Below are 24,670 nucleotides of genomic sequence, written 5' to 3' on the forward strand. Positions count from 1 at the left end.
TCAGAGCACGATCTCGATGCAGCCATAGGGCGGCAGGGAAACCTGTCCGGCCACGGGCAACGCGTCTTCGCCAATCAGCGTCACCGCACGCGGTGTCGACGGCAGGATCACCGTCTGCACCTCCGGCGTGATGTTTGCCAAAAGCAGGCATTCCTCCGACGCGAGACCAAGCACCGCATCCGGCCGCGACGTCTCGACGGCGTGAACCGCCTGCCCCGTCAAAGCGCCAAGGCGGGCCAGGACACGCGCGAGCGGCCGCAATTTCCCCTGCGCCACCGCCTCGCCTTCGCCGGCAACCAGCCCGAACGAACCGGCCAGCGTCGAAAGCGTCAGGACCTCAAGCCCCGTTGTTGCGACCGTCGTAGCATAGGCAAGCGTCCAGGCCGCGCCGAACTGGCCATTGTGCCTGGCATCGACATTCGCCATCGGAATGCGGCAACCGGAGGGATTGTCCTTCGTCGAACTGCCATAGGGGTTCTGCCGCATGGGGATTGTCGACGGGCCGATGCGATAGGGCTTTTCGCCATAGATTGCGCGGGTGGAACTGACGACGAAACGCAGCGCCTCGAAGGTCTGCATGACCGAAAGATCGTCGGCCGCATGCACAATCGGGTTCGTGCAATGGCTGACATAGTCGATAAGGTCGCCGGGCACACGCTTGCGGTTGAGCTCGGTAAAATAGCTCATCATACCGCCACCGAGGCGCACCCTCGGAAAGACAGCGCGTGCTGCTGCATAGACATCCGCAAGCGGCGGGCAGTCGGGCCAGACGCTGCCCGGCGGCGTCGACTGGCGATCGACCGCAGGGCAGACGAACAGCGTGTCGAGCACCAGCCCGGCCTTTCGCACGAGCGCGGCAAGCTCGGCCATCTCCGCGTTCAACGGGGCCTTACAGGGCACTGCAACCTCGAGCGTCACCTTGAGGCCGGAGCGTTCGGCAAGCTCGGCATAGCCTTTCAGAGCCGGCAAACCATGGCCAGCACCGGGATCGAAATGCGCGATGAGGTGTCGTGCGCCGATGGCCTGAAGGATTCCGAGCGCTGCCCGTTCCTGCCCCAAGCATTCCGGACGCAGGCCGACGCCGATCTCGGGAAAACGCTGCTTCGTCGGCGTCAGGTGCAGCGCGATGGCACCCGATGCACCGGCAGCCGGAACCGCATCGGCGGCGGCTTTGATTGCGACCACGACCTTCTGGCTGAAGGGTTCATCCTTCGGAACGCTATAAGGCCAGGGCAGCGCCAGCGGGCGCACATAGGTCTTGTAGGAGCCATCGGTCCAGTTGCGCTGGTCTTCCATCTCAAAGATATCGCCGACGAATTCCGTCACCGCCGAAATGCCCGGCGCCACCTGATGGGTGATCGCGGAAATCTCCTTGAACGGCTGCCAGGGCTCGATCTGGTCGGGCCAGTGCGCATGCTCGACACCGCCATCGCCGTGACAGACTGTAACGGGCTGTCCTGCGACACCGATAACGGGATGCAACACCACGAAGCCCGCCCGCGCCGTCTCGAAATCTGCATCGCTGACGCAGTCGGCGGAGAAGGTGACAGTCTTTTCCGTGCCTGTAATCGTGATGGCGCAATCGAGATGGGCGCCGGACGGCGCGGTGAAACGAGCCTTGTAGGAAACGGAAAAGCCCGGCCCTGCTGCCCCGATCTGAAGATCGGCAATCTCGGCGCCGCAGGTACCCCAGTCCTTGTCCCGCACGAGGAACGCCACCGCGCGCAGCACCTCATGCCCGCGAAAGCGCAGGGTGCGCAGATTGCCGTCTTGAAGCGTCACACTCAGATCACCGGCGACGAGCGTGCGGCTTTCGGGCTCGCGCTCGTTTGTACCGTACAGCCTGAGCAAGTCGCCGTTCATGCCAGCAGATCCGCAATCACGATGGTCTCGCCGCGCTCCGCGCTCAAATAAGCGGCCTCGACGAGGGCGAAGGTCTTCAGGTTGTCGTGGCCGGACGTATCCGGCTCGCGGCCTTCCGCCAGCCGTTCCGCCCAGTGTTTCTGGATGAGCGCGACACTTTCCTGAATGTTGTGCCAGGGCCGCGACGCCCAGGGCAGCAGGTTCGGCGCGACCACGCTTTGTACCGTGCCTTCTGGACCATGAACCGTCAGCTTGTAATCCTTGCCCAGGCGCAGCGTGCCCCTGGTGCCATCGATTTCGACGAAGGTTTCCGGGAACGGCTCTTCCGGCAGTTTCGTCGCATAGCTGACATCGACGATCGAGGTGATGCCATTGTCATGGTCGAGCAGCATGGTCGCGACATCCTCGCCGGCGATCTCAGGATTGACGCGGCGCGTGCGGGCGGTCATGCGGCTGGCATCGCCGAAGAGGAAGCGGGCGATGTCGAGCGAATGGATGCCGAGGTCTTCGATGATGAAGCGCTTGCCCTGGGCAAGATAAGGCTGGCCGGAGAAGACATCGAAGCCAGAGCGGAAGGAGACGCGTCCCCAGAAGGGTTCACCGATTACGCCACTGTCCAGCACCGCCTTGACGGCGAGGATCGGGGTCTGCCAGCGGAAATTCTCATGGATCATCAGCGGGATGCCGGCGGCATCGGCAGCGGCGACCATGGCCTTGGCATCCGCCAGCGTCGGCGCGAAGGGCTTCTGGCAGATCGCCGGCACCTTGTGGCTGGCGGCAAGCTCGACCAACGCGCGGTGGCTGCCGACGGTCGTTGCAATATCGACGAAGTCGAAGCCGCCATCGGCGAACATGTCCTCCGCCGACTGGTAGCGCCTCTCAATGCCGAACTGGTCGCCGACAATGCGCAGGCGCTCGGGATCACGGTCGCAGATCGCGACGATCTCCACGTCATCGAGATCCTGCCAGCCATGCATCTGGTTGACGGCGAAGAAGCCGCAGCCGATCAGCGCACCCTTGGTCTTCGTCATGCTCAGCCTGCCTTTGCCATCTGCATCAGGGTGACGCGCTGCTGCAGGCGGCGCTGCGCCTGGTCGACCACCACGGCCACGATGATCACGAGCCCCTTGATCACCATCTGCCAGAAGGAACTGACCCCCATCATCACAAGTCCGTCCGAGAGAATCCCGATCACGAAGGCGCCGATGATCGTGCCGCCGATCGTGCCGCGCCCGCCTGACATGGATGTACCACCGAGAACCGCCGCCGCAATGGCATTCAGTTCGAGATTCGTGCCGGTCGCCGGATGCGAGGCCATCAGTTCCGAGGAGATGACAAGGCCGACGATGGCCGCGCAGAAACCGGAGAACATGTAGACGAACATCTTCACGCGGTTAACGCGGATGCCGGACATGCGCGACGCGCGCTCATTGCCGCCGACGGCGAAGATATGCCGGCCGAGCGGCACGAAGCGGGCGAAATAGGCCGCCCCCAGCGCCACGACGATGAGGATCCACACGGAAACCGGAAGCCCGAGGATGGAGCCCGAGCCGAGATAGGCAAAGCCCTGGTTGCCGAGGTCTTCGCGTCCCGTCAGATTGGGCAGCGTCTGGCCGTCGGAATAAAGCAGCGCCATGCCGCGCGCTACGTAGAGCGTGCCGAGCGTCGCGATGAAGGGCGCGACGTTGAGGCGGGTGATAAGCAGGCCGTTAACCGCACCAATGACGATACCGACAATGGCAACGATAACAGCCACCTCGACCACGTTGAAATAGACGGTATAGCCGAGCGGCAGCGCCACGCCATACATGATGAGGCCGCCGGCGATCATACCGCAGAGGCCGACGATGGAGCCGACCGACAGATCGATGCCGCCGGTGATGATGACGAAGGTCATGCCGATGGCAAGGAAGGCGTTCTGCGTCGCATGCTTCGACATCAGGATCATGTTGGCGGTCGATAGAAAGTTCGGCGCGAAGATCGAGAAGAAGATGATGACCGCGAAGAGCGCGATGAAGGTGCGGAGCTTCATGAGCGTCAGCAGGGCGGCGCCAGTGGAGAGGTGGTTGCCGGTGGCGGCAGTTTGCGTTGCTGTCGTCATCACGCATGCATCCTTTTGGTTTTATGTCCCTCTGCGGAGGCCGAAATCACCATGTCCTCGGTAGCGTCCTTGCGGTCGACCACCATCACCAGCCGGCCATTGCTCATGACGGCGATGCGGTCTGAGAGCGCCATGACCTCTTCGAGGTCTGAGGTTGAGAACAAGATCGCCAGCCCCTCGCCCGCCAGCCGCCGCATAGTGCGGAAAACATCCGCCTTGGCGCCGACATCGATGCCGCGGCTCGGCTCATCCATCAGCAGAACCTTCGGCCCGGTCATCAGCGCCTTGCCGATCACGACCTTCTGCTGGTTGCCGCCGGACATGGAGGTGACGTCGAGGTCGGGGTTCATCGCCTTGATCGAGAGGTTGCGGATCGCATTGGCAATCGCCTCCTTCTCCCGCTTCAGGTCGATGTGAAAACCGGCTTTCAGGAACTGGCCAAGGCTTGCCATGGAAAGATTGTCGGCAATCGACATGGACTGCACAAGGCCTTCGCGCTGCCGGTCCTCCGGGATCAGCGACAGGCCCTCGCGGATGCGCCGGGTCGTGTCACGCCCCTTCAGCTCCTCGCCCTCGACGAAGATTTTCCCCGTATAGTGCTCGTGGCGGCCCATGATGCACTCGAAGAGTTCGGAGCGCCCCGCACCCATCAGGCCGTAAATGCCGAGGATCTCGCCCTTGCGCACGCCGATCGAGACATGATCGACGGCATAGCCGCCCTGCGCGCGGGGCAGGCAGATATCTTCCGTGCGGAACACTTCCGCACCTGGCTCGTGCTCGACCTGCTTGGCGAAATCCTTGGCGTCCGAACCGATCATCGAGCGCACGATCCAGCGCGTGTCGATGTCCTTGACCATGGCATGGCCGGTGATCTGACCGTCCTTCAGCACGGTGATGTAATCGCCGATACGCATCAGCTCTTCCAGCCGGTGCGAGATATAGACGATGGCGACACCGCGCGCCTTGAGATCGGCGATGACGCGGAAGAGCACGTCGACTTCCGCCGCACTCAGCGCCGAAGTCGGCTCGTCCATGATGAGGATGCGCGTATCGAGCGACACGGCGCGCGCGATCTCGACGAGCTGCTGCTGGCCAATCGGCAGGTCTTCCGCGAGCGTATCGGCGGAGATGCCGGCTTCGAGGCGGTTCAGAAATTCGTTGGCCTTCTCGACCTGCGCCTTGTGGTCGATGCCGCGCAGGCCGCGCGTGATCTCGCGCGTGGCAAAGATGTTTTCGGCGACCGAGAGATTGCCGAAGAGGTTCAGCTCCTGGAAGACGATACCGATGCCGTGGCGCACCGCGTCGGCAGGGCTGTTGAGATGGATGCGCTCGCCATCCATCCAGATCTCTCCCAGGGTAGGGCGTTCCACGCCGGCGATGATGCGCATCATGGTGGACTTGCCAGCACCGTTCTCGCCGACCAGCACGTTGACCGCGCCGCGCCGAAGCTTCAGGTTCGCCTTCTTCAGCGCAACGATGCCGGAATAGGCCTTGGTGATGTCTTTCAGTTCGAGAATGACGTCGCCGTCGTCGGTGGCGTTCATGTCAGCCTCCGACCGTGATGGTGACGGGCACGAAAAGCGGCAGCTGGCCCTTGGCCGGCAGCGGATAGGCGCCGAGTGCCTTGATCGTCTTGCCCGTCAGACCTTCGCGCGGCAGCTTTTCGAGCAGAAGACCATTCACGTGAGTGTTGAACGACTTGCCATATTGCGCCCACTCGATCTGGTTCTTGAACTCGTTGAAATTCACGAATTTCAGGCTGTCGCGGATCGCCGTGCCGCGAATGGCCGGGCCGATGGCGACGCGCACGTCAGCCTTCTGATCGCCATCCACATCGACGTCGACATAGCCCGCGCGGGATTTGGTTTCCTCGCCGACGATCACGCCGTCGATTTTCGCGGCAAAAGTCCAAGGTGCATTGCCCTGCTTTTCCTTGTGTCCGTATTTTTCGGCAGCCGCATCGAGATTGCTGGTCGCAAGCGCCGAAACCTCCTGGAAGGTGCCCGCACGCTCCTGAAGAAAGGGCACGACCTTGGCATCCCAGATATCGGCAACCAGCTTATCCGGATTGAAAGCACCGGCCGCGGCCTGCTTCTGTTCGTCCTCGGTCTTGACGAATTTGCAGCCGGAAAGCGCAAGCGCGCCGGCGAGCACGAGTGTACAGGCAGCCTGAAACCTTGGCATTCCCAGTCTCCGTCTTGAATAGAAAACGCGAGGCAGGGACGAGCCCCGCCTCGCGCCATCGCGGGAGGATTATTCCGAGAGCGCGAAGGTTTCGAGCTTGCCGGCGTTGTCGGCCGTGATGAGCACGCAGTCCATCAGCTGCTTCTCTTCCGCCGGGCCCTTGCCGGTCTTGATGTAGGTGTCCGCCTGGGTCACGGCGAGCTGGGCCTGGGCGTAAGCCGGCTGCATGACGGTCGCCTTGATGCCGCCTGCCTTGATCGAGTCACGCACGTCGTTCGAGCCGTCGAAGCCGACGACGATGACATCCTTGCGGCCAGCGGCCTGAAGGGCAGCGATCGCACCCATGGCCATCGTGTCGTTGCCCGCGATCACGCCCTGGATGTCCGGGTTTGCCTGAAGGATGGTCTCCATCTTGGAATAGCCTTCAGTCTGGCTCCAGTTGGCCGACTGCTGGGCGACCATCTTCATGTCGGGATATTCGTCGATGACGTCGTGGTAGCCCTTGGAGCGGATACCGGCATTGAGGTCGGCTTCGCGGCCGAGCAGCTCGACATAGTTGCCCTTCTCGCCCATCAGCTTCACGAACTCTTCGGCGCCAAGCTGCGCACCCTGGTAGTTGTTCGAAACGATCTGCGAGACGGCGACGCCCGTGGCGTTGATTTCGCGGTCGATCAGGAAGGACGGGATGCCCGCATCCTTTGCCTTCTGGACGGCGGCGATCGAAGCCTCCGAGCCGGCATTGTCGAGGATGATTGCCTTGGCGCCGCGGCCGATGGCCGTATCGATCAGCTGCGACTGCTTGTTGGCGTCGTCGTCATGCACCAGAACCAGCGTGTCGTAGCCGAGTTCCTTGGCCTTGGCTTCCGCGCCGACGGCTTCCGCCTTGAAGAACGGGTTGTCATGGCTCGGCGTGATGATAGCGATGAGGTCAGCCGCAAAGGACGGCATGGCGACGCCTGCGGCCATGACGGCAGCAAAACCGACGGTGATCAGTCTACGGGTAATATTCATATGTCTCCTCCCGGTTAGACACCGGCTCCCTGCGACCATCCCTCCATTGAACATGGCCGCGCCGGTGCAATCTTCGTCCGGCACGCTGAGCGCCGGCAGCAGCGGGCAATGCCCGCCGGAAAATCAGGTGATGCGCTGGATGCTGGCGGCGATTTCTGTGGGCTCGAACACGCGCTTCCAGTCGTCCTTCATCAGCACGGGCTTGCCGAACTCGATGGCCTTGTTGCAGGCATCGGAGAACACGCCGGGCGTCTCCTCGAAGATGACCGCGCCGAGCACGTTCATGTGGCCGAGCAGGAAGTCGCGGGCGGCCTCCTTTGCAACGCCGCGGCGCACGCACTCATCCATGGCTTCGCGCATGACGACGAGCAGCGAGGCGCAGACCGTCTCGGACAGGCCAGGCTCCAAGAGCGCCATCTGCTCGACGGTGACGCGGTGCGAGCGCATGACCGGCGCCCAGATGACCTTGGCGATCTCCTCGCCGAGGCCGTAGGCCTCCTCCGGGCCCTGCATGAGGGCGGAAACGATGTGCTGCTTGGCGGCGATACCGCCGAAGAAATCGCGCTTGGCGGCCGGATCCGTCTCGTCGTTGAAAATCGGCGGATGGCAAGGGTGCGTGACGAAATAGGTAAGGTCGGCGCGCGCCGGCAGGTGGCCGGCGAAGGGGGCGGCGGCATCGAGCGCCACGACCATCGTGCCCGGCTTCAGCTTGTCGGCAATGCCGGCAGCAACCTTGCCGATCGCCGTATCCGGCACGGCGAGAATCACGACGTCAGCGCCGTCGAGGCCTTCATCAGCGGAGACGCAGGAGATACCGAGATCATCCGACAGGCGCTTCTTGCCAGCGTCGCTCACCTCGACATGACGGACATCGAAGCGCGAACCCTTGAGATTCTTGGCGAGCCGATAGCCCATTTTGCCGCCGGCGCCGAACAACGCGATCGATGTCATCGAAGACCTCCCTGATGCATGCGACTGGACAGATCCGTCCAGCCGGAAATTTCCTCCGCCGGTCGCCCGGTGTGGGTCTATATTTCCCAACTGGTATAACAAGTCAATAACTATCTGTGTGGATATGTGATGTTTATGTGAATATCACATAGGCGCCCTATCATCGCCTGCGGCGACAGCAGGATTTAACTATCCGGAATAAAACGACTTTTCCCAAAGATGAAAACGAAGAAGAGCCGAACGTCACGGGACGTTCGGCTCAATGTCACACCTGGAATGAGATGTTCGATGCGGCCTGGGCGCCCAAACCGTCAGAGACGGGCGGCAATCGTCGCGGCGATGAGGGCCAGCGAGACGGCGCCGGCGTCGGGATGGCCGATGCTGCGTTCGGCGAGCGGGCGGGCGCGGCCAAGACGTGGCGAGAGCGGCGCAGTGGCTTCCGCCGCCTGCCGGCAGGTCGCGCTCGCCTTCTGCCAGGCGCCCTTCAGCGAGAGACCGTCTGCCTTGGCGGTTTCCAGCGCGGCGACGAAGGGCACGAAGGCATCCACCAGCGTCTTGTCACCGGGCCTTGCGCCGCCCAGACGCATCACATCGTCGAGCGCAACCCGCGCGCCACGGATCACATCGGCATCTTCGAATTTGCCCTCATCGCAGAAGGCGGAACTCCAGGAGCGTAGCAGCAAACCCCAGATGGCGCCGGACGTGCCGCCGGCACGGTCTGCCCAGGCATCACCGGCCACCGCAAGCGCGCTGCGCGCACCGGCACCGGCCGCCACGGCCTGATGAATCGCCTCGCGGGCGGCAGTCGCGCCGCGGCGCATGCCCTGGCCATGGTCACCATCGCCGGCAAAGGCATCGATCCGGCCAAGCTCGGCCTCCGCCTCGCTCAGCGCCGAGACCATGGCGTCGAGAATGCCGGCAAGGCAGCGGGCACTCTCCCGCGACGCCGGGGAGGCCGGGCCAAAACCCGGTGCCTCATCTTCAGTACCCGCGCGAACCGCAGCCGGCTCCGTGCGAAAGGTTTCGCCGCGACGGAAGACCGGTGTGTCACATGGCGCCAACCAATAACGCTCCAGTTCCGCATCCAGCCACAGAACCGTCAGCGAGCAGCCCTGCATGTCGAGGCTCGTGACATATTCGCCGACCTCGGGCGCCACGAGATCGACGCCCGCCGCCTGAAGCAGAGTTTCCACCGCGCCCCAGAGAACGAAAAGCTCTTCATATTTGGTAGCGCCGAGACCGTTCAGCAGCACGGCCGCGCGACGCGCGCCGGCCGGGCGCTCAGCCAGGATAGTGTCGACAAGCAATTCCGCCAACGCGCGCGCGGGTACGATTTGCGCATCGCGGATGCCGGGTTCGCCATGGATGCCGAGGCCAAGCGCCATCATGCCGCGCGGCACGGTGAAGAGCGGTTCCGTGGCGCCCGGCAGCGTGCAGCCGCCAAAGGCGACACCGAAGGAGAACGTCCGGTCATTGGCATGCCGGGTGATGCGCTCGACCGCGTCGATATCGAGCCCCGCCTCCGCCGCAGCTCCCGCGACCTTGAAGACGACGAAATCGCCCGCGATGCCGCGCCGCCGCAGATACTGGTCAGCCGGTGCACTCGCAACGTCGTCCGTGACGGTGACAATGCGGACATCGATGCCCTCGGCGCGCAGGCGCTCGGCCGCCACGCCGAAATTCAGCACGTCGCCGGCATAGTTGCCGAAGCCGAGCAGAATGCCACCGCCATTGTCCGCATTGCGACAGACGCGGGCAACCGCCGCCGTCGAAGGCGAGGCGAAAATTTCCCCCGCAACCGCCGCATCCGCCATGCCCGGCCCGACATAGCCGGCAAAGGCCGGATAGTGCCCGGAGCCGCCGCCGACGATGACCGAGACCTTGCCCTGCGGCACCGCCGTCGAACGAACGACGCCGCCCTTAACCAGCCGGACATAGCGCCCGTAGATACGCGAAAAGCCCGCAAGGGCGGACGCAGCGAAGGTTTCGGGGTCGTCGACGATCTTGGTCACTGGTTCCTCCCGCAGGCAATCATGCCCTTGAAGATGCAACAGGGACGGCGCGGAGAAAAGAGCAAAGCGCCACCGGTGGAGCTGTGAAACCTCAGAGGCTTACGCGGTTGAAAGCCGTCAGATGCTGGGCAATCGCGGCAATTTCCTGGACGCGGCGCGCCTCATCCCAACCGAGCGCGACCGCCGCGATATCGGCGATCTCGTTCAAGCCGGCCGCGGTGACCTTGCCTTCGATGGCGAGCGTCGTGCGACGCAGAACGATGTCGGCGAGATGCTCGACCATTTCGTTGCGGGCGATCCAGTCGATCTCCGCGCGCCCGTAGCCATCGACATGGGGCAGCAGCGTATCACCGATCTGCGTGATATGGGCCAGCACCGCATCGGCCGTCGTGCCGTAGCGGGCAAGAAGGGCTTCGATGCGCTCGGTAGACAGGCCGCTCTTCGCCGCGCGTTCCGAAATCCACGCCCGGCGCGCCGCGTCATCGGCTGGGAAGCCGCGGCCGCCGCCGATCGGCAGCATCTGCGTGCTGGTCTTCCGGCTGCGCCCGATGCGCGCGAGGATCGTGTCGGCCACCTCCTCGGCAAAGCCGCGGAAGGTCGTCCATTTGCCGCCGACGAGCGAGATGACCGGGAACGGCCGCCCCTCGCCCGGCTCCGCGACGGGGGCCGAATGATCACGGCTGATCAGGCCGGGATTGCTGGCATCCGACGCCGGCAGCGGGCGGATGCCGCTATAGGCGTAGACGATCTGGTCACGGCTGAAGTCCAGCCTCGGCAAAAGCGAACTGAGGCTGGCGAGGAAATAATCGACCTCGTCCTCCTCGCAGCGGACCGTCTCCGGGTTATCGGCCTTGATATCCGTCGAGCCGACGAGCGCGAGGCCGAGGAAATCATAGACGAGGCAAATGCGGCCATCGTCCGCCTCGAAATAGATCATCCGGCCCTTCAGGCTCTTCACCAGCGCGGGATGCTTCAGCAGGATATGCGAGCCCTTGGTGCCGCCGATCAGTTTTCCCGAAATGCCGAGCGTCGCGTTGACGGCATCGATCCAGGGGCCGGCCGCATTGACAACGATGCCAGCGCGAACGCTGCGTTCACCGTCCTTCGGACCCCGAAGGCGCAGCACGCCCTCCTCCTGCCCGAGCAACGTGGTGTCGTTCATTGCAACCGAAGCAGGGCTGGCATCGAGACCATCACGCACCAGTTCCCATACGAGGCGTTCCGGCCGGCTGATCTTGGCATCGTAATAGATGCCGCCCGCGACGATGCGCGGGGTGATTTCCGGCATTTCCGCAAGCGCCTTGCGGCGGAAGAAGAACTGGTGCTTCGGCATGACGCGGTGGCGCGCGCCGTAGAGGTCGTAGAGCGCAAGGCCGATCTTGATGAGCACGGCGCCGCGGCTGCGCGGGGCCGTCGTCGAGCCGAACAGCGTGCGCAGGGCCGCAAACGCCCCCTTCATCAGGGAGAAGGAGGGAATGAAGGTCGGCAGCGCCTCGACGCAATGCGGCGCGTTGCGCAAAAGCAGGTTGCGCTCCAGCGTCGATTGCGCGACGAGGCCGAGTTCGCCGGTCTCCAGATATTTGATGCCGCCATGGATGAGGCGCGAGGGGGCCGCACTCGTGCCGGAGCCGAAATCCGCCTTGTCAACGATCAGGCATTTCAGGCCCTGCAGGCAGAGATCGCGAAAGAGCCCTGCCCCGTTTATACCGGCGCCGAGGATGATGACGTCGAAAGTCTCGACCGTTGTATCCGTCATGATGGCATTCCTGTCAGTTCTTTGCGCCCAGGCGCCGCAGCACCGGCCAGAGCGGCTTCATGGCCCCGGCGAGATCGAGGAAGACCCGGTATTTCTCGTCATAGGCTTTCCGTCTGTCGGGATCCGGCTGGTAGGTGGTTTCGATCGACGCGAGATCGCGCGGATCGTCGGTCGGCGAGGCAAAGAGCCCGGCGCCGGCACCGGCACAAAGCGCCGCTCCCCAGGCGGCGGCCTCTTCCGTGCGTGTCGCCGTGACCGGCAGGCCGAGAATGTCGGCAAACAGCCCGGCCATGGCGGGATTGCGCGAGACGCCGCCGGTCAGGCGGGCGGTCGCGGGCGCAAAGCCGTCGCGCAGCGCATCGACATGAACGCGGTGATTGAAGGCGATGCCCTCCAGCACGGCGCGCACCAGGTCGCCGCGGTCGTGCCAGGCGTTGAGACCGTAGAAGCCGGCGCTGGAGGCGCCGCCGAACGGCGAACCAAAGAGATAGGGGTGGAAGAAGGCGCTGGAGGGGCGTTCGCGCGCGACTTCGAATTCCTTGCCGAGGATCGCGTGGATGCTCTCGCCGGCGACCTCCGCCGCCTTGGCGTCGGCAGCGCAGAACTGGTCTATGAACCAGTCGTAATTGGCGGTCGAAGCGGGCGAGATCGCCATGTTGTTCCATTCGCCGGGCAGAATGCCGTTGCGGCAGAACCAGCGGCCATCGACCTTCGGCACCGAAGAAACCGTCTCGTTGATCGAATAGGTGCCGGCAATGACCGCCACCACGCCCTCGCCGTAGCCGCCCATGCCGAGCGCGGATGCTGTGACATCGTGCAGGCCGGCCATGACGGGCGTGCCGGCGATAAGTCCGGTCCGGCGCGCAGTCTCCGCCGTCACGCCGCCGACGATCTCGGTCGAGCCTGCCATCGGCGGCTGTCGCCCGGCGAGGCGGTCCAGCCCGAAGAGGCGGAAAGCGTCGTCGGCATAGTCCTGTGTGAAAACATTGGTGAAGGACGTGCTGGCTTCCGTGCGGTCGGTGCCGATTGTCCCGCACAGGCAAAAGCGCAGCCAGTCCTTCGCGGCGATGAAATGGGCGATACGCGCATAACGCTCCGGCTCGTGATCGCGGATCCAGCGCAGGATGGCGGATGGCGCGGAGGCGTGCGGCTTCTGGCCGGTCAGCGTCAGCGACTGCTCACCAATCTCGCTTTCGTTCCATGCATCGGCGATCGCATCGGCGCGGGTATCGAGCGACACGATGGCATTGCCGAGCGGCCGCTTGTCACCGTCGAGCAGATAGATGCCGTCGCCATGCGCCGTCGCGGCAATCGCGACGATATCGGCAGCCGGCCGGCCACAGGCGGCCAGCGCCTCCTGGATGGCATCCGCCGTCGCGGCCCACAGGCCATCCATGTCGCGTTCGACATGCTGCGGAGCCGGAATGAGCTGGGGAACGCGGCGGCGGGCAATTGCCAGCACCGTTCCATCCGTATCGAAAATCACGGCCTTGGTGACCGTCAGGCCGCTGTCTATACCCATGATGCAGGGCATCGCTGTCTCCATTCTCAAGCGAAGGAGAAACGGCACCGAGCATTGGGTTATCCGCAGCAGCGGACCCTTCAGCCGGACCGCTCTCCGTCCGCCACAATGACGTTGATCCCCTTCGAGCGCATGCGCGACAGGTGAGAGATCGGGATATCCTCATCGACGATCACGGCGTCGAACTCTTCGAGCGTCGCGAAGTGGTGCAGCGCGCGCCGCTCAAATTTGGTGTGGTCGGCCAGCAGCACGCGCTTCGACGAGCTCTCGAACATCGCCCGCTTGGTCGCGACCGTTTCCGGCGACTGGTGGTAAACCACGTCGTCAACAATGGCCGAGAGCGACATGAACACGGTGTCGGCGCGCAGTCGGCGGATTTCGTTGCTGGTGATGTGCCCCATGAAGGCATTGCACCAATGGTAGAACTGCCCCCCGAGACAGATGAGATTGAGATCAACAACCTCCTTCAGCTCGTTGATCAGGACGAGCGAGTTAGTGATCACCGTCAGCGGTACCTTGGCCGGTAGGAAGCGCGTCATTTCGTGCACGGTGGTGGCGTCATCCATGAAGATCGCCTGCCCCGGCTCGACGAACTGCATGGCGGCCCTGGCGATCGCCTTCTTCTCCTTGGCCTGCTTGGTGGCGCGGTAGGCATCGGAGGATTCGATCAGGCTGGTGGGTGCCGCCGAGACGACGCCGCGCGTCTTTCGGAAAAGGCCGCGACTGACGAGATCGTCGACATCGCGGTGCGCCGTCATCAGGCTGATGCCAAAACGCTCGGTCAGGTCCTCGATGCGGATGGAGCCCTCGGCAATGACGGTCTCGGCGATCATCTGGCGACGTACGAGCTGGCGCGCATGCCGGCTGTCGCTCGGCAGCTCCTCCGAAAGCAAATCCTTGACGTCGACTTTCTTGTTCACCGTGGCCCTGCCATTCTTCGAGGATAGAGTTTTCGTATCTCGTATCGGGCGGCAAGGAAAATGCCAAGCTGGGCCGGGAGGCCCCGGTCTGAAAGGTGGGAGCGCCCCGAAGAGGCGCTCCCGATATCGATTACTCGCTCAGAACGAAGGGAGCGGTGTACTTGTCGACATTGTCCTTGGTGATCAGCAGGCAATCGAAGAGCTGCTTTTCGGTGTCGACGCCGGTCGAGCCGTTCTTGATGACGTTGTCGGCCTGCTTGACGGCCGCTTCCGAGAACACGGCAACCGGCTGGAGAACGGTATACTGCAGTTCACCCGCCTTGATGGCGGCAACCGCATCCGGCGAACCGTCGAAGCCGCCGACCTTGACCTGCTCAAGCTTGCCGGCTTCCTTGAGCGCTGCAATGGCGCCGAGAGCCATTTCGTCGTTGCCGCTGATCACGCCGATGATGTCCGGGTTGGCCTGCAGCAGGGACTGCATTTTGGCGTGGCCCTTGGTACGATCCCAGTCAGCCACTTCCTTGCCGGACTTTTCGAGGTCCGGGTACTGCGTCAGCACGGTTTCGTAGCCGTTCGAACGCGTTGCGGCATTGTTGTCGGAGGGAGCGCCGAAGAGTTCGACATACTTGCCCTTGTCGCCGACCGCTTCGACCCACTGCTGGGCACCAAGCGCTGCGCCCTGGGCGTTGTTCGAAACGAGCTGCGCCTTGGCAAGGCCTTCCTGGTTGATCTCGGCGTTGACGAGAATGACCGGGATGCCGGCGGCAACGGCCTTCTTCACCGCGCCGACCGAACCGTCGGCGTTTGCCGGGTCGAGGATGATGGCGACCGACTTGTTGGTGATGGCGGTGTCTACAAGGTTGCTTTCGGTGTTCGTGTCACCCTTGTGGGCGCCGACATTGGCCGTGTAGCCGAGGCTTTCAGCGGTCTTCTTGGCAACTTCGCCTTCCGTGAACCAGTAGGGGTTCGACGGATCATTGACGATGACAGTGATCAGGCCTTCAGCCCAGGCAGAGCTGAACAGCAGCGGCATGACGGCAGTTGCCGCGAAGAGGACTCGCATACCTTTTTTAAACATGGTCTCACTCCCTTTGTTGAGTTCGGTTACGCCGATTTTCGGCAATACTTTCCGCTCTCGGGCCACTGGATGGTCCGCCTCTCCCGATAGCAGTCCGTTGGTGTCGGTCGCCGCTGGTCTCAGCGGCGACCGTATTTCACGCTGTTCAAGAGAACAGCGGTAACGATGACGGCGCCGGTGAAAACCGTCTGCCAATAGGCCGAGACGCCGATGATCACGAGGCCATCCGAGAGGAAGCCGATCACGAAGGCGCCGAGCATGGTGCCGATGACCGTGCCGCGACCGCCCGTCAATGCCGCGCCGCCGATGACGACGGCAGCGATGGCCGTCAGTTCATAGGTCGTGCCGGCGGTCGGGCCTGCGGAGGTCAGCTGCGAGGAGAGAACGAGTCCAGCGACGGCGGCGCAGATGCCTGAGAGCACATAGACCGTGATCTTGACGCGCTTGACCGGCACGCCCGACAGTTCCGCCGCACGCTCGTTACCGCCAGAGGAATAGAGCCAGCGACCGAAGGCGGTGCGGGCCAGCAGGATATGGCAGGCTATGGCGAAGACGAAGAGCACGAGCACCCCGATCGGCACGCCGGCCAGACGGTTGAAGCCGAGCCAGTCGAAGCCGGTATTGCCGAGTTCCGGGCGGCCGCCGAGATTGTTGTAGGTCAGGCCATTGGTCATCAGAAGCGCGATGCCGCGCGCGACATAGAGCACGCCGAGCGTCGCGACGAAGGCCGGCACCCGCAGATAGGCGATGAGCACGCCGTTGACCGCGCCGACGACGGCGCCGAGCAGGCAGGTCAGCACCACGACGACCCAGACCGAGGGATAGAGGATGATGCCGAGCTGCGGCAGCGTCACACCCTGCATCAGGAAGCCCGCGACGACGCCGGCAAGGCCGAGCGTCGAGCCAACGGAGAGATCGATGCCGCCGTTGAGAATGACCAGCAGCATGCCGATGGCGAGCAGGCCGAAAATGGCAACATGCGAAGCCATGATCAGAAAGTTGCTGACCGTGAAATAGTTAGGCGACATCAGCGAGAAGACGACGATGATGGCGATCAGCGCGAAGAAGGCGCGGCCCTCGAACAGAAGCTCGATCAGGCTCTTTTTGCGCTTGCCGCCGCTTGCCGCTGCCTTGGTCTGGATTGCAGGTGTGACTGACATGGCTTCAGCGCTCCTAATGGGCATGCACGGCTTCGCCCGAGGCGGCCATGATCTGTTCTTTGGTCACGTCGGGACCGAATTCGGCGGAGATGCGGCCGCGCCGCATGACGATGATGCGGTGCGCGATGCTGAGGCACTCGCCGACTTCCGAGGTCGTGTAAACGACGGCAAGCCCCTGCCTGGCGCGCTCGGCGAGCAGCTTGAAGACTTCTGCCTTGGCGCCGATGTCGATGCCGCGGCTCGGCTCGTCGAGCAGGATGACGTCAGGGTCGGTCGCCAGCATCTTGCCGATGACGACCTTCTGCTGGTTGCCACCGGAGAGCGAGCCGATCGGGGCTGCCCCGCCATCCGTCTTGATATGCACTTTGCGGATCGCGCTATCGATGAGCCCGGCTTCGCGCGACGTCGAGGTGAAGAGGCCGCGCGTGAAAGCGCCGAGGCTGGCAAGCGAGAGATTGCGGCCGACGGTCATGGTCTGCACCAGGCCGTCGCGCTGCCGGTCTTCCGGCACCAGCACGAGGCCATCGCGGATGCACTGCGCGATCGTCTGGCCGGTGACATCCCTGCCCTTCAGCACGACCTTGCCAGCCGTGGCCTTCAGGCGGCCCGCGACGGTCTCGAGAAGTTCCGTGCGCCCGGCACCCATCAGGCCGTAGATGCAGACGATTTCGCCCGCGCGCACCGACAACGACATGCCATCGACGACCGAATAGCCGGCACCACCCGGATCGGGAACGGTCAGGCCCTCGATCGCGAGCGAGACGGGACCCATATCATAACCAGTCGGCGGAGAACCGAGGTCGAAATTGTCACCGACCATGTGGCGCACGATCCATTCGAGATCGATGTCCTTGCGCTCGGCATAGGCCGTCATCGTGCCGTCGCGCAACACCACCGCGTGATGGGTGATCTGCAGGGCTTCTTCGAGGTGATGCGAGATATAAACGATGGAGACGCCGCGGCTGGTAAGGTCGCGGATGACCTTGAACAGCACCTCGACCTCCGAAGCCGACAGCGCCGAAGTCGGCTCGTCCATGATCAGGATGCGCGAATTGACCGAGAGCGCACGCGCGATCTCGACGATCTGCTGTTGGCCAAGACGCAGGTCCTCGACGGGCGTCAGGGGATCGATGTCCTCTTCAAGTTCTTCCATCAGGAGGCGCGTCTGGCGCTCTTCCTCAGCAAAGTCCACGCCCGTGGAGGTCATGATTTCGCGACCCATGAAGATATTGTCGCGAACGTTCATGTTCGGGGCGAGGCTGAGCTCCTGATGGATGATGGAGATGCCGCGGTCACGTGCTTGGGAGGATGACGCGAAAACGACCGATTCCCCATCGAGAATGATGTCGCCCGATGTCGGCTTGACCACACCGGACAGGATTTTCATCAGCGTCGACTTGCCGGCGCCGTTTTCGCCGAACAGGGTCGTCACCTGTCCGCGATGGATATCGAAATTCACGCCCTTGAGGGCATGGACGCTGCCATAGGATTTCGCCACGTTGCGCGCGGCAAGCACCACTTCGCTTTTCGGGCCGGCTTCCGGGATCGCGTTCATTGGACGTCGAACCTCACGGGGGTGACGATCCAGCTCTTCGGATTGACGAGCTTGAACACGCCGATGACGGAAACGGTCTTGCCGGAAAGGGCGGCTGGGTCGATGCCGCCGAGAACAACCTTCTTGACCTCGTTGTTGATGGCCGAGCCGGCGTCCTGGTATTCGATCTGGTTCTTGAACTGGCCGAATTCGATCTGGCCGGTCGCGTCGCGCAGGTCCGTGCCGTTCAGCGCCGGACCGGTCTGGACGCGTACCGTCAGCTCGGTCGGAAGGCCCTCGACGGCAATGAGATTGTAGTTCGCCTTGCGCTCACCGATCACGCCGGTGAACTTGACCGGGAAAACCGGTCCAGTGGAGGTCTTGACGCCGTATTTATCGCTGGCTGCCTTCTTGTCGGCGGCAATGGCCTGAGCCAATTCGGCCGCATCGGCCGCCCGCGTTTCCACGCTCTGCTTGATGAGCGGGAACTGCTCCGTGCCAAAAGCTTCCGGCGAGAATTTCTGAACCTGTACGTCGGCTTCCGAGCCGATCTGCACGATCTTGGTATCGAAGGCCATGGCGCCGACCAGCACGACGGCGGCGGCGATGCCGATCCAGCGATAGCTGCGGGCAGGCTGGGACGATTTCGGGAGCGTGGCGTCAGTCATGTCGGTTGGCCTTGCGGTTGAACGATGGAAGCGTCAGCGGTGGCGCCGGGAGGGGTTCGGCGACGGGAAAGGGCTGAGAGACACTTCTATGGCGCTGCGGCCTGATATCGATCTCTTCCAAACAGAACATGTCATGATGTCCTCCCCATGAACGGCGCCGGCCGGATCTCCTCATCCACCTTGCGCTGCAGTGCACACTTTTTCGCATTTGCGATATAAGCGTGTGATATGTCCCAATATGTATGTTAATTTAACACAGGCTGTCAATCGATCTTTTTCGGCCACCTTGAAACAACTCAGTTTCTTTTCTCACACGCGTACCCGCATCGCACAGACACCCCATATGAGTCTTCATCCGAGAGACCGAACGCTCGAATGAACGCTTCGAAGCTGCGGCGAAAGCAAAAATTCACTGTTTTTATTCACAAAATTTAGGCTTACCTCAGCCCTCACGAGACCGAGATATCCAACAGTCGAACGATTTGAAAGCAGGGCGTACACAGCAAAGACAGGGCCTGCCCTCTGCGAAAAGGCCTCTCTTTGCTATTCAGTATAACTGAAAAATAATTCGCTGTCCGAAAAATTTTACGAGACATGTGATAACTTTATGGTATGTTTTCTCGTGAGGTTCGCGAGATCCCGTGCTACATTCCTTGAAAGGTCGCCATGACCTGCCGGAACGCCGCGCGCTCCAGCGAAAGACGATCGGGAGGATGGAATGCTTTGTTTCGGATCACGCGAAGCGACGCTTGCTGTCGCAGGCTGCGCGGGTGCGCACCATGGCTGAGACGGCAGACCTGATCATCGGCATCGACGCCGGCACCTCCGTCATGAAGGCCGTCGCCTTCACGCTTTCCGGCCGCCAGATCGCCAGCGCCTCCGTGCGCAACAGCTACAAGACCAGCGACGACGGCTCCGTCACGCAATCCCTCGACCAGACATGGCTCGATTGCGCGCGCGCCCTGCGCGGTCTCGGCGAAAAGGTCCCGGACCTTGCCGGCCGCGCCGCCGCCATTGCCGTCACCGCCCAGGGCGACGGCACCTGGCTCGTCGGCGCCGGCAACCGCCCCGTCGGCGATGCCTGGCTGTGGCTCGATGCGCGTGCGGCCCCCACTGTCGAGTGGCTTGCCGCCAGCGCGGCCGACCGCCAGCGTTTCGAGGCGACCGGCACCGGCCTCAATACCTGCCAGCAGGGCACGCAGCTTGCCCATATGGACCGCCATTTCCCGGAACTGCTTGCCGGCGCGGAAGCCGCCATGCACTGCAAGGACTGGCTCTACCTCAACCTGACGGGCGTGCGCGCCACCGACCCGTCCGAGGTGAGCTTCACCTTCGGCAATTTCCGCACCCGCTGCTATGACGGCGACGTGCTCTCCGCGCTCGGCCTGACGCACCGCCGCAACCTGCTGCCCGAAGTGCTCGAGGGCACCGAAACCACGCATCCGCTGACGGCAGACGCCGCCGCGGCCGCGGGCCTGAAGGCCGGCACGCCTGTCTGCCTCGGCTATGTCGACATGTGCATGACGGCACTGGGTGCCGGCGTGCGAAGCGAGGGCCGCAACGCCGCATGTTCCGCCATCGGCTCGACGGGCGTGCACCTCCAGGCGAAGTCCGTCGCCGATGTCGTGCTGAATGCCGAGCGCACCGGCTATGTCATCGCGCTGCCAATCCCTGGCATCGTCACCCAAGTGCAGACCAATATGGGCGCGACGATCAACCTTGACTGGCTGCTCCAGCTCGGCGCCGATCTGCTTGGCGAATTTGGCGTGACCGTCGGCCTCAACGACATGATCGGTCGCGTCGACCAGTGGATTGCCGCCAGCAAGCCGGGCAATGTGCTCTACCACCCCTATATATCCGAGGCCGGCGAACGCGGCCCGTTCGTCAATGCCCGCGCCCGCGCCAATTTCACAGGCCTTGCCAGCCGCCACCGCTATCCCGATCTCGTGCGCGCCGTCGTCGAAGGCCTCGGCATGGCGACGCGCGACTGTTACGCCGCCATGGGCGCCCTGCCCTCGGAACTCCGCGTTAGTGGCGGCGCGGCCCGTTCGGCCTCGCTGCGCGGTACATTGGGCGCCGCCCTTGGCGCGCCGGTGCGCGTCAGCACCCGCGAGGAAGCGGGTGCGGCCGGCGCCTCGATGATGGCAGCCGTCGCCATCGGCGCCTATCGCACGATGGACGATTGCATCGCCGACTGGGTGACGCCCGAGCTTGGCGATGCCGAGCAGCCCAAACCCGAAGACACCGAACGCATGAACCGCCTCTTCGCCGCCTATTCCGAGGTGCGCCGGGGCATTGCACCGGCCTGGGACATCCTGGCCGCACGCTGACGAAACGACGAATGCGCCGCCCTTTCCGGATGGCGCTGAAGGAGACCCAAATGAACGAGCCCGAGCTTATTGACCTCTTCGTGATCGGCGGCGGCATCAACGGCGCCGGCATTGCCCGCGATGCGGCGGGCCGCGGATTGAAGGTCGTGCTCTGCGAGAAGGACGACCTGGCCGAGGGCACGTCCTCTCGCTCCGGCAAGCTGGTGCATGGCGGGTTGCGCTATCTCGAATATTACGAGTTCCGCCTGGTGCGCGAGGCGCTGATCGAGCGCGAAGTGCTGCTCAATGCCGCCCCGCACATCATCTGGCCCATGCGCTTTGTGCTGCCGCATAGCCCTGAGGATCGCCCCGCCTGGCTCGTGCGTCTCGGCCTCTTCCTCTACGACCATCTCGGCGGCCGCAAGAAGCTGCCGGGCACCCGCACGCTGGACCTGAAGCGCGATCCCGAGGGTACGCCGATCCTCGACCAATACACGCGCGGCTTCGAATATTCCGATTGCTGGGTGGATGACGCCCGCCTCGTGACGCTGAACGCCATCGGCGCCGCCGAAAAGGGCGCCCTCGTGCTCACCCGCTCGCCCGCCACTTCCGCCCGCCGCGAAAACGGCGCCTGGACGGTCACGACGAAGAACAGCGTAACCGGCGAAACGAGAACCTTCCGCGCCAAATGCCTCGTCAACTGCGCCGGCCCCTGGGTCTCCGACGTCATCAACCGCGTCGCCGGCTCGAACTCGTCGCGCAATGTGCGCCTCGTCAAGGGCAGCCATATCATCGTGCCGAAATTCTGGGCGGGCGCGAATGCCTATCTCGTGCAGAACCACGACAAGCGCGTCATCTTCATCAACCCCTACGAGGGCGACAAGGCGCTGATCGGCACGACCGATATCGCCTATGAGGGCCGTGCCGAGGATGTCGCGGCCGACGAGGCGGAAATCGAGTACCTGCTGAAGGCGGTGAACCGCTACTTCAAGGAGAAGCTGCGACGGCAGGATGTGCTGCATTCCTTCTCCGGCGTGCGCCCACTGTTCGACGACGGCAAGGGCAACCCCTCCGCCGTCACGCGCGACTACGTCTTCGATCTCGACGAAACCGGCGGCGCGCCGCTGCTCAACGTCTTCGGCGGCAAGATCACCACCTTCCGCGAACTGGCCGAGCGCGGCATGCACCGCCTCCAGCACATCTTCCCCAACATGGGCGGTGACTGGACGGAAAAGGCGCCGCTGCCGGGCGGCGATATGCCAGGCGCCGACTACGAGACCTTCGCCAACAGCCTGCGCGAGAGCTATCCCTGGATACCGCGCAAGCTGGTTCAGCATTATGGCCGCCTCTATGGCACCCGCACAAAAGCGATCGTCGGCAGCGCCACCAGTCTCGACGGTCTCGGCCGGCATTTCGGCGGCCAGTTCTACGAGGCGGAGGCGCGCTACCTCGTCGAAAATGAGTGGGCGCAAAGAGCGGAAGACGTGCTCTATCGCCGCACCAAACACTACCTGCATCTGACGGAAGCCGAACGCGCGGCCTTCGCCGACTGGTTCAATACTGCCCGCCTAGCTGCGGCCTGAGGTTCCCATGCCGCTCACGCTCTCGCTCAACACCAATCCGCTGGTCAACCGCTTCGCCGATCCCGATGATCTCATCGAGACCGTCGCACGCGACCTGAAACTGCGCGATCTCCAGCTCACGCACGAATTCATCAATCCGAGCTGGAATGCCGCGACGATCCGCCGGCTGACCCGCCAGATGGATAAGGCGCTTCAGCGCACCGGCGTGCGCGTCACGTCGGGCATGACCGGTCCCTATGGCCGCCTCAACCATTTCGGCCATCCCGATGCGGATGTGCGCCGCTACTATGTCGACTGGTTCAAGACCTTCGCCGATATCATTGGCGATCTCGGCGGCACCTCCGTCGGCACCCAATTCGCCATCTTCACCTACAAGGATTTCGACGATCCGGTTCGCCGCGAAGAATTGATCCGGATCGCCGTGGATTGCTGGGCGGAGGTGGCGGAGCACGCCAAAGGTGCCGGGCTTTCCTATGTGTTCTGGGAGCCGATGAGCGTCGGTCGCGAATTCGGCGAGACGATCGCTGAATGCATCAAACTTCAGGACCGCCTGACCGCCGCCGACATGGCCATTCCCATGTGGATGATGGCCGATATCGACCATGGCGACGTCACCTCCAGCAATCCCGACGATTTTGAACCCTATGCCTGGGCGCGCGCCGTGCCGAAGGTGTCGCCGATCATCCACATCAAGCAGAGCCTGATGGACAAGGGGGGCCACCGCCCCTTCACGGCGGAATTCAACGCCAAGGGCCGCATCCAGCCGGAACCGTTGCTGAAGGCCTTCGCCGAGGGCGGTGCTGTCGACAACGAGATCTGCCTCGAACTTTCCTTCAAGGAGCGCGAGCCGAACGACCGGCAGGTCATTCCGCAGATCGCCGAAAGCATAGCCTTCTGGGCGCCGTTTATCGATACCGGCGCATCCGATCTCAAGCTGGGCTGACCATAACAGGGCTGCTTGCTAAGACTGGACCTGAAAGCGCTTTCGCTTGCTGGAGCAGGACAGGACATCGCCGATGACCGACAATGAAGATTCTCTCGCCATCCGCGCCGCCTGGCTGCATTACATCGGGGGGTTCACGCAATCTGCCGTCGCCAAGCGCCTTGGTATTCCCTCGGTCAAGGCGCATCGGCTGATCGCGCGCGCGGTCGCCGAGGGTGTGGTGAAGGTCAGCATCGACGGCGATATTGCCGAGTGCGTCAATCTGGAGGTCGAACTCTCCAAGCGCTACGGCCTCGATTATTGTGAAGTCGCACCCGATGTCGATGACGATGCGCTGGCGTTGACGACCCTTGGCCATGTCGGCGCGGATTTCCTGCGGCGCGAGATCGAGCGCGGTGAAGTCGCCGTCATCGGCCTCGGCCATGGGCGCACGCTGTCGGCCGCCGTGCATCATCTGCCCCGTGTCAGTGCCAGCGGCACGCGTTTCGTCTCGCTGCTCGGCGGCCTTACCCGCAACTATGCGGCCAATCCCTATGATGTCATGCATCGTCTGGCGGCCAAGACCGGCACGCAGGCCTATGTGATGCCCGTGCCCTTCTTCGCCAATACGGAGGAGGACCGCGAAGTTCTGCTCTCCCAGCGCGGGGTCAGCGAGGTGTTCAATCTCGCCCGCAATGCCGATCTGAAGCTCGTCGGCATCGGCACGGTCGACAATCAGGCGCATCTCGTCACATCGGGCATGTTGCAGCCGAACGAGTTGGAGGAGATCAGAGCCCTCGGCGGTGTCGGAGAACTGCTCGGCCATTTCTTCGACAGCAAGGGCCGCATTCTCGAAACATCCGTAACGGCACGCACGCTGGCCGCCTCCTTCTCGGAGAAAGGCGGCGACCGGGTCGTCGCCATTGCCGGCGGCCGCTCCAAGACGGAAGCCATCCGCGCCGTGCTGCACAGCCACAAGCTCCACGGACTGATCACCGACGAACGGACGGCGCGCACGCTGCTGCAAAGCTCGACATAAAAATCACAAAATCACAATTTTAGTGTTATAATGTGCTGTGCGGACGGTGGGAGGACG

19 protein-coding genes are annotated in these 24,670 nt (G+C 63.4%); 4 read left to right on the forward strand and 15 right to left on the reverse strand.

Annotated features, from left to right (window positions below; genetic code table 11):
- The 15 genes from D0Y60_RS12015 to D0Y60_RS12085 all read right to left on the reverse strand — a co-directional run bounded on the left by D0Y60_RS12015 (position 1) and on the right by D0Y60_RS12085 (position 18,760).
- Positions 1-1,863, reverse strand: coding sequence for a hypothetical protein (locus tag D0Y60_RS12015; RefSeq protein WP_199564166.1), 1,863 nt, complete (start codon positions 1,861-1,863; stop codon positions 1-3).
- Positions 1,860-2,894 carry a Gfo/Idh/MocA family oxidoreductase gene (locus D0Y60_RS12020; protein WP_117370178.1) on the reverse strand — a complete coding sequence of 345 codons (1,035 nt, stop codon included), beginning with the start codon at positions 2,892-2,894 and terminating at the stop codon, positions 1,860-1,862. The genes D0Y60_RS12015 and D0Y60_RS12020 overlap by 4 nt, the downstream gene beginning before the upstream one ends.
- A gap of 2 nt (positions 2,895-2,896) precedes the next feature.
- A complete protein-coding gene (locus D0Y60_RS12025; protein WP_117370179.1) occupies positions 2,897-3,964 on the reverse strand; it encodes an ABC transporter permease in 1,068 nt (355 codons plus the stop codon).
- Positions 3,964-5,508, reverse strand: a complete 1,545-nt coding sequence (locus D0Y60_RS12030) for a sugar ABC transporter ATP-binding protein (protein WP_117370180.1) — start codon at positions 5,506-5,508, stop codon at positions 3,964-3,966. Before D0Y60_RS12030 ends, D0Y60_RS12025 begins: the two co-directional genes overlap by 1 nt.
- A gap of 1 nt (position 5,509) precedes the next feature.
- Positions 5,510-6,148 (reverse strand): DUF2291 family protein, encoded by a 639-nt coding sequence (locus D0Y60_RS12035; RefSeq protein ID WP_117370181.1) that lies wholly within the window; start codon positions 6,146-6,148, stop codon positions 5,510-5,512.
- Between the two features lie 69 nt (positions 6,149-6,217).
- The gene (locus D0Y60_RS12040) at positions 6,218-7,159 is read right to left on the reverse strand and encodes a D-ribose ABC transporter substrate-binding protein (RefSeq protein ID WP_117370182.1); all 942 of its coding nucleotides are present in this window, start codon (positions 7,157-7,159) and stop codon (positions 6,218-6,220) included.
- 123 nt (positions 7,160-7,282) lie between these two features.
- Entirely contained in the window at positions 7,283-8,110 is an 828-nt protein-coding gene (locus D0Y60_RS12045) for a phosphogluconate dehydrogenase C-terminal domain-containing protein (RefSeq protein ID WP_117370183.1), read from the reverse strand.
- A 311-nt stretch (positions 8,111-8,421) separates the two neighbouring features.
- Entirely contained in the window at positions 8,422-10,122 is a 1,701-nt protein-coding gene (locus D0Y60_RS12050) for a dihydroxyacetone kinase family protein (RefSeq protein WP_117370184.1), read from the reverse strand.
- 91 nt (positions 10,123-10,213) lie between these two features.
- The gene (locus D0Y60_RS12055; protein WP_117370185.1) at positions 10,214-11,878 is read right to left on the reverse strand and encodes a glycerol-3-phosphate dehydrogenase/oxidase; all 1,665 of its coding nucleotides are present in this window, start codon (positions 11,876-11,878) and stop codon (positions 10,214-10,216) included.
- Positions 11,879-11,891: 13 nt separating this feature from the next.
- Positions 11,892-13,412 (reverse strand): FGGY-family carbohydrate kinase, encoded by a 1,521-nt coding sequence (locus D0Y60_RS12060; protein WP_117370186.1) that lies wholly within the window; start codon positions 13,410-13,412, stop codon positions 11,892-11,894.
- A 68-nt stretch (positions 13,413-13,480) separates the two neighbouring features.
- Positions 13,481-14,320 (reverse strand): DeoR/GlpR family DNA-binding transcription regulator, encoded by an 840-nt coding sequence (locus D0Y60_RS12065; protein WP_117370187.1) that lies wholly within the window; start codon positions 14,318-14,320, stop codon positions 13,481-13,483.
- A gap of 130 nt (positions 14,321-14,450) precedes the next feature.
- Entirely contained in the window at positions 14,451-15,398 is a 948-nt protein-coding gene (locus tag D0Y60_RS12070) for a D-ribose ABC transporter substrate-binding protein (RefSeq protein ID WP_117370188.1), read from the reverse strand.
- Positions 15,399-15,517: 119 nt separating this feature from the next.
- Positions 15,518-16,558 (reverse strand): ABC transporter permease, encoded by a 1,041-nt coding sequence (locus D0Y60_RS12075; RefSeq protein WP_117370189.1) that lies wholly within the window; start codon positions 16,556-16,558, stop codon positions 15,518-15,520.
- 13 nt (positions 16,559-16,571) lie between these two features.
- Complete coding sequence (locus tag D0Y60_RS12080; RefSeq protein ID WP_117370190.1) at positions 16,572-18,113, reverse strand: sugar ABC transporter ATP-binding protein; 1,542 nt, start codon at positions 18,111-18,113, stop codon at positions 16,572-16,574.
- Positions 18,110-18,760, reverse strand: coding sequence for a DUF2291 domain-containing protein (locus D0Y60_RS12085; RefSeq protein WP_117370191.1), 651 nt, complete (start codon positions 18,758-18,760; stop codon positions 18,110-18,112). Before D0Y60_RS12085 ends, D0Y60_RS12080 begins: the two co-directional genes overlap by 4 nt.
- A 779-nt stretch (positions 18,761-19,539) precedes the next feature.
- On the opposite strand from D0Y60_RS12085, the gene D0Y60_RS12090 reads away from it, so the two are divergent.
- The 4 genes from D0Y60_RS12090 to D0Y60_RS12105 all read left to right on the forward strand — a co-directional run bounded on the left by D0Y60_RS12090 (position 19,540) and on the right by D0Y60_RS12105 (position 24,613).
- On the forward strand, positions 19,540-21,090 hold the full coding sequence (locus D0Y60_RS12090; protein ID WP_117370421.1) for an FGGY-family carbohydrate kinase: 1,551 nt from the start codon (positions 19,540-19,542) through the stop codon (positions 21,088-21,090).
- 50 nt (positions 21,091-21,140) lie between these two features.
- Positions 21,141-22,652 (forward strand): glycerol-3-phosphate dehydrogenase, encoded by a 1,512-nt coding sequence (locus D0Y60_RS12095; RefSeq protein ID WP_117370422.1) that lies wholly within the window; start codon positions 21,141-21,143, stop codon positions 22,650-22,652.
- 7 nt (positions 22,653-22,659) lie between these two features.
- Positions 22,660-23,595 carry a TIM barrel protein gene (locus D0Y60_RS12100; protein ID WP_117370192.1) on the forward strand — a complete coding sequence of 312 codons (936 nt, stop codon included), beginning with the start codon at positions 22,660-22,662 and terminating at the stop codon, positions 23,593-23,595.
- A 73-nt stretch (positions 23,596-23,668) separates the two neighbouring features.
- Complete coding sequence (locus tag D0Y60_RS12105; protein ID WP_117370193.1) at positions 23,669-24,613, forward strand: sugar-binding transcriptional regulator; 945 nt, start codon at positions 23,669-23,671, stop codon at positions 24,611-24,613.
- Positions 24,614-24,670: the final 57 nt, after the last annotated feature.

Source organism: Shinella sp. WSJ-2 (assembly GCF_003432075.1).
GTDB lineage: Bacteria > Pseudomonadota > Alphaproteobacteria > Rhizobiales > Rhizobiaceae > Shinella.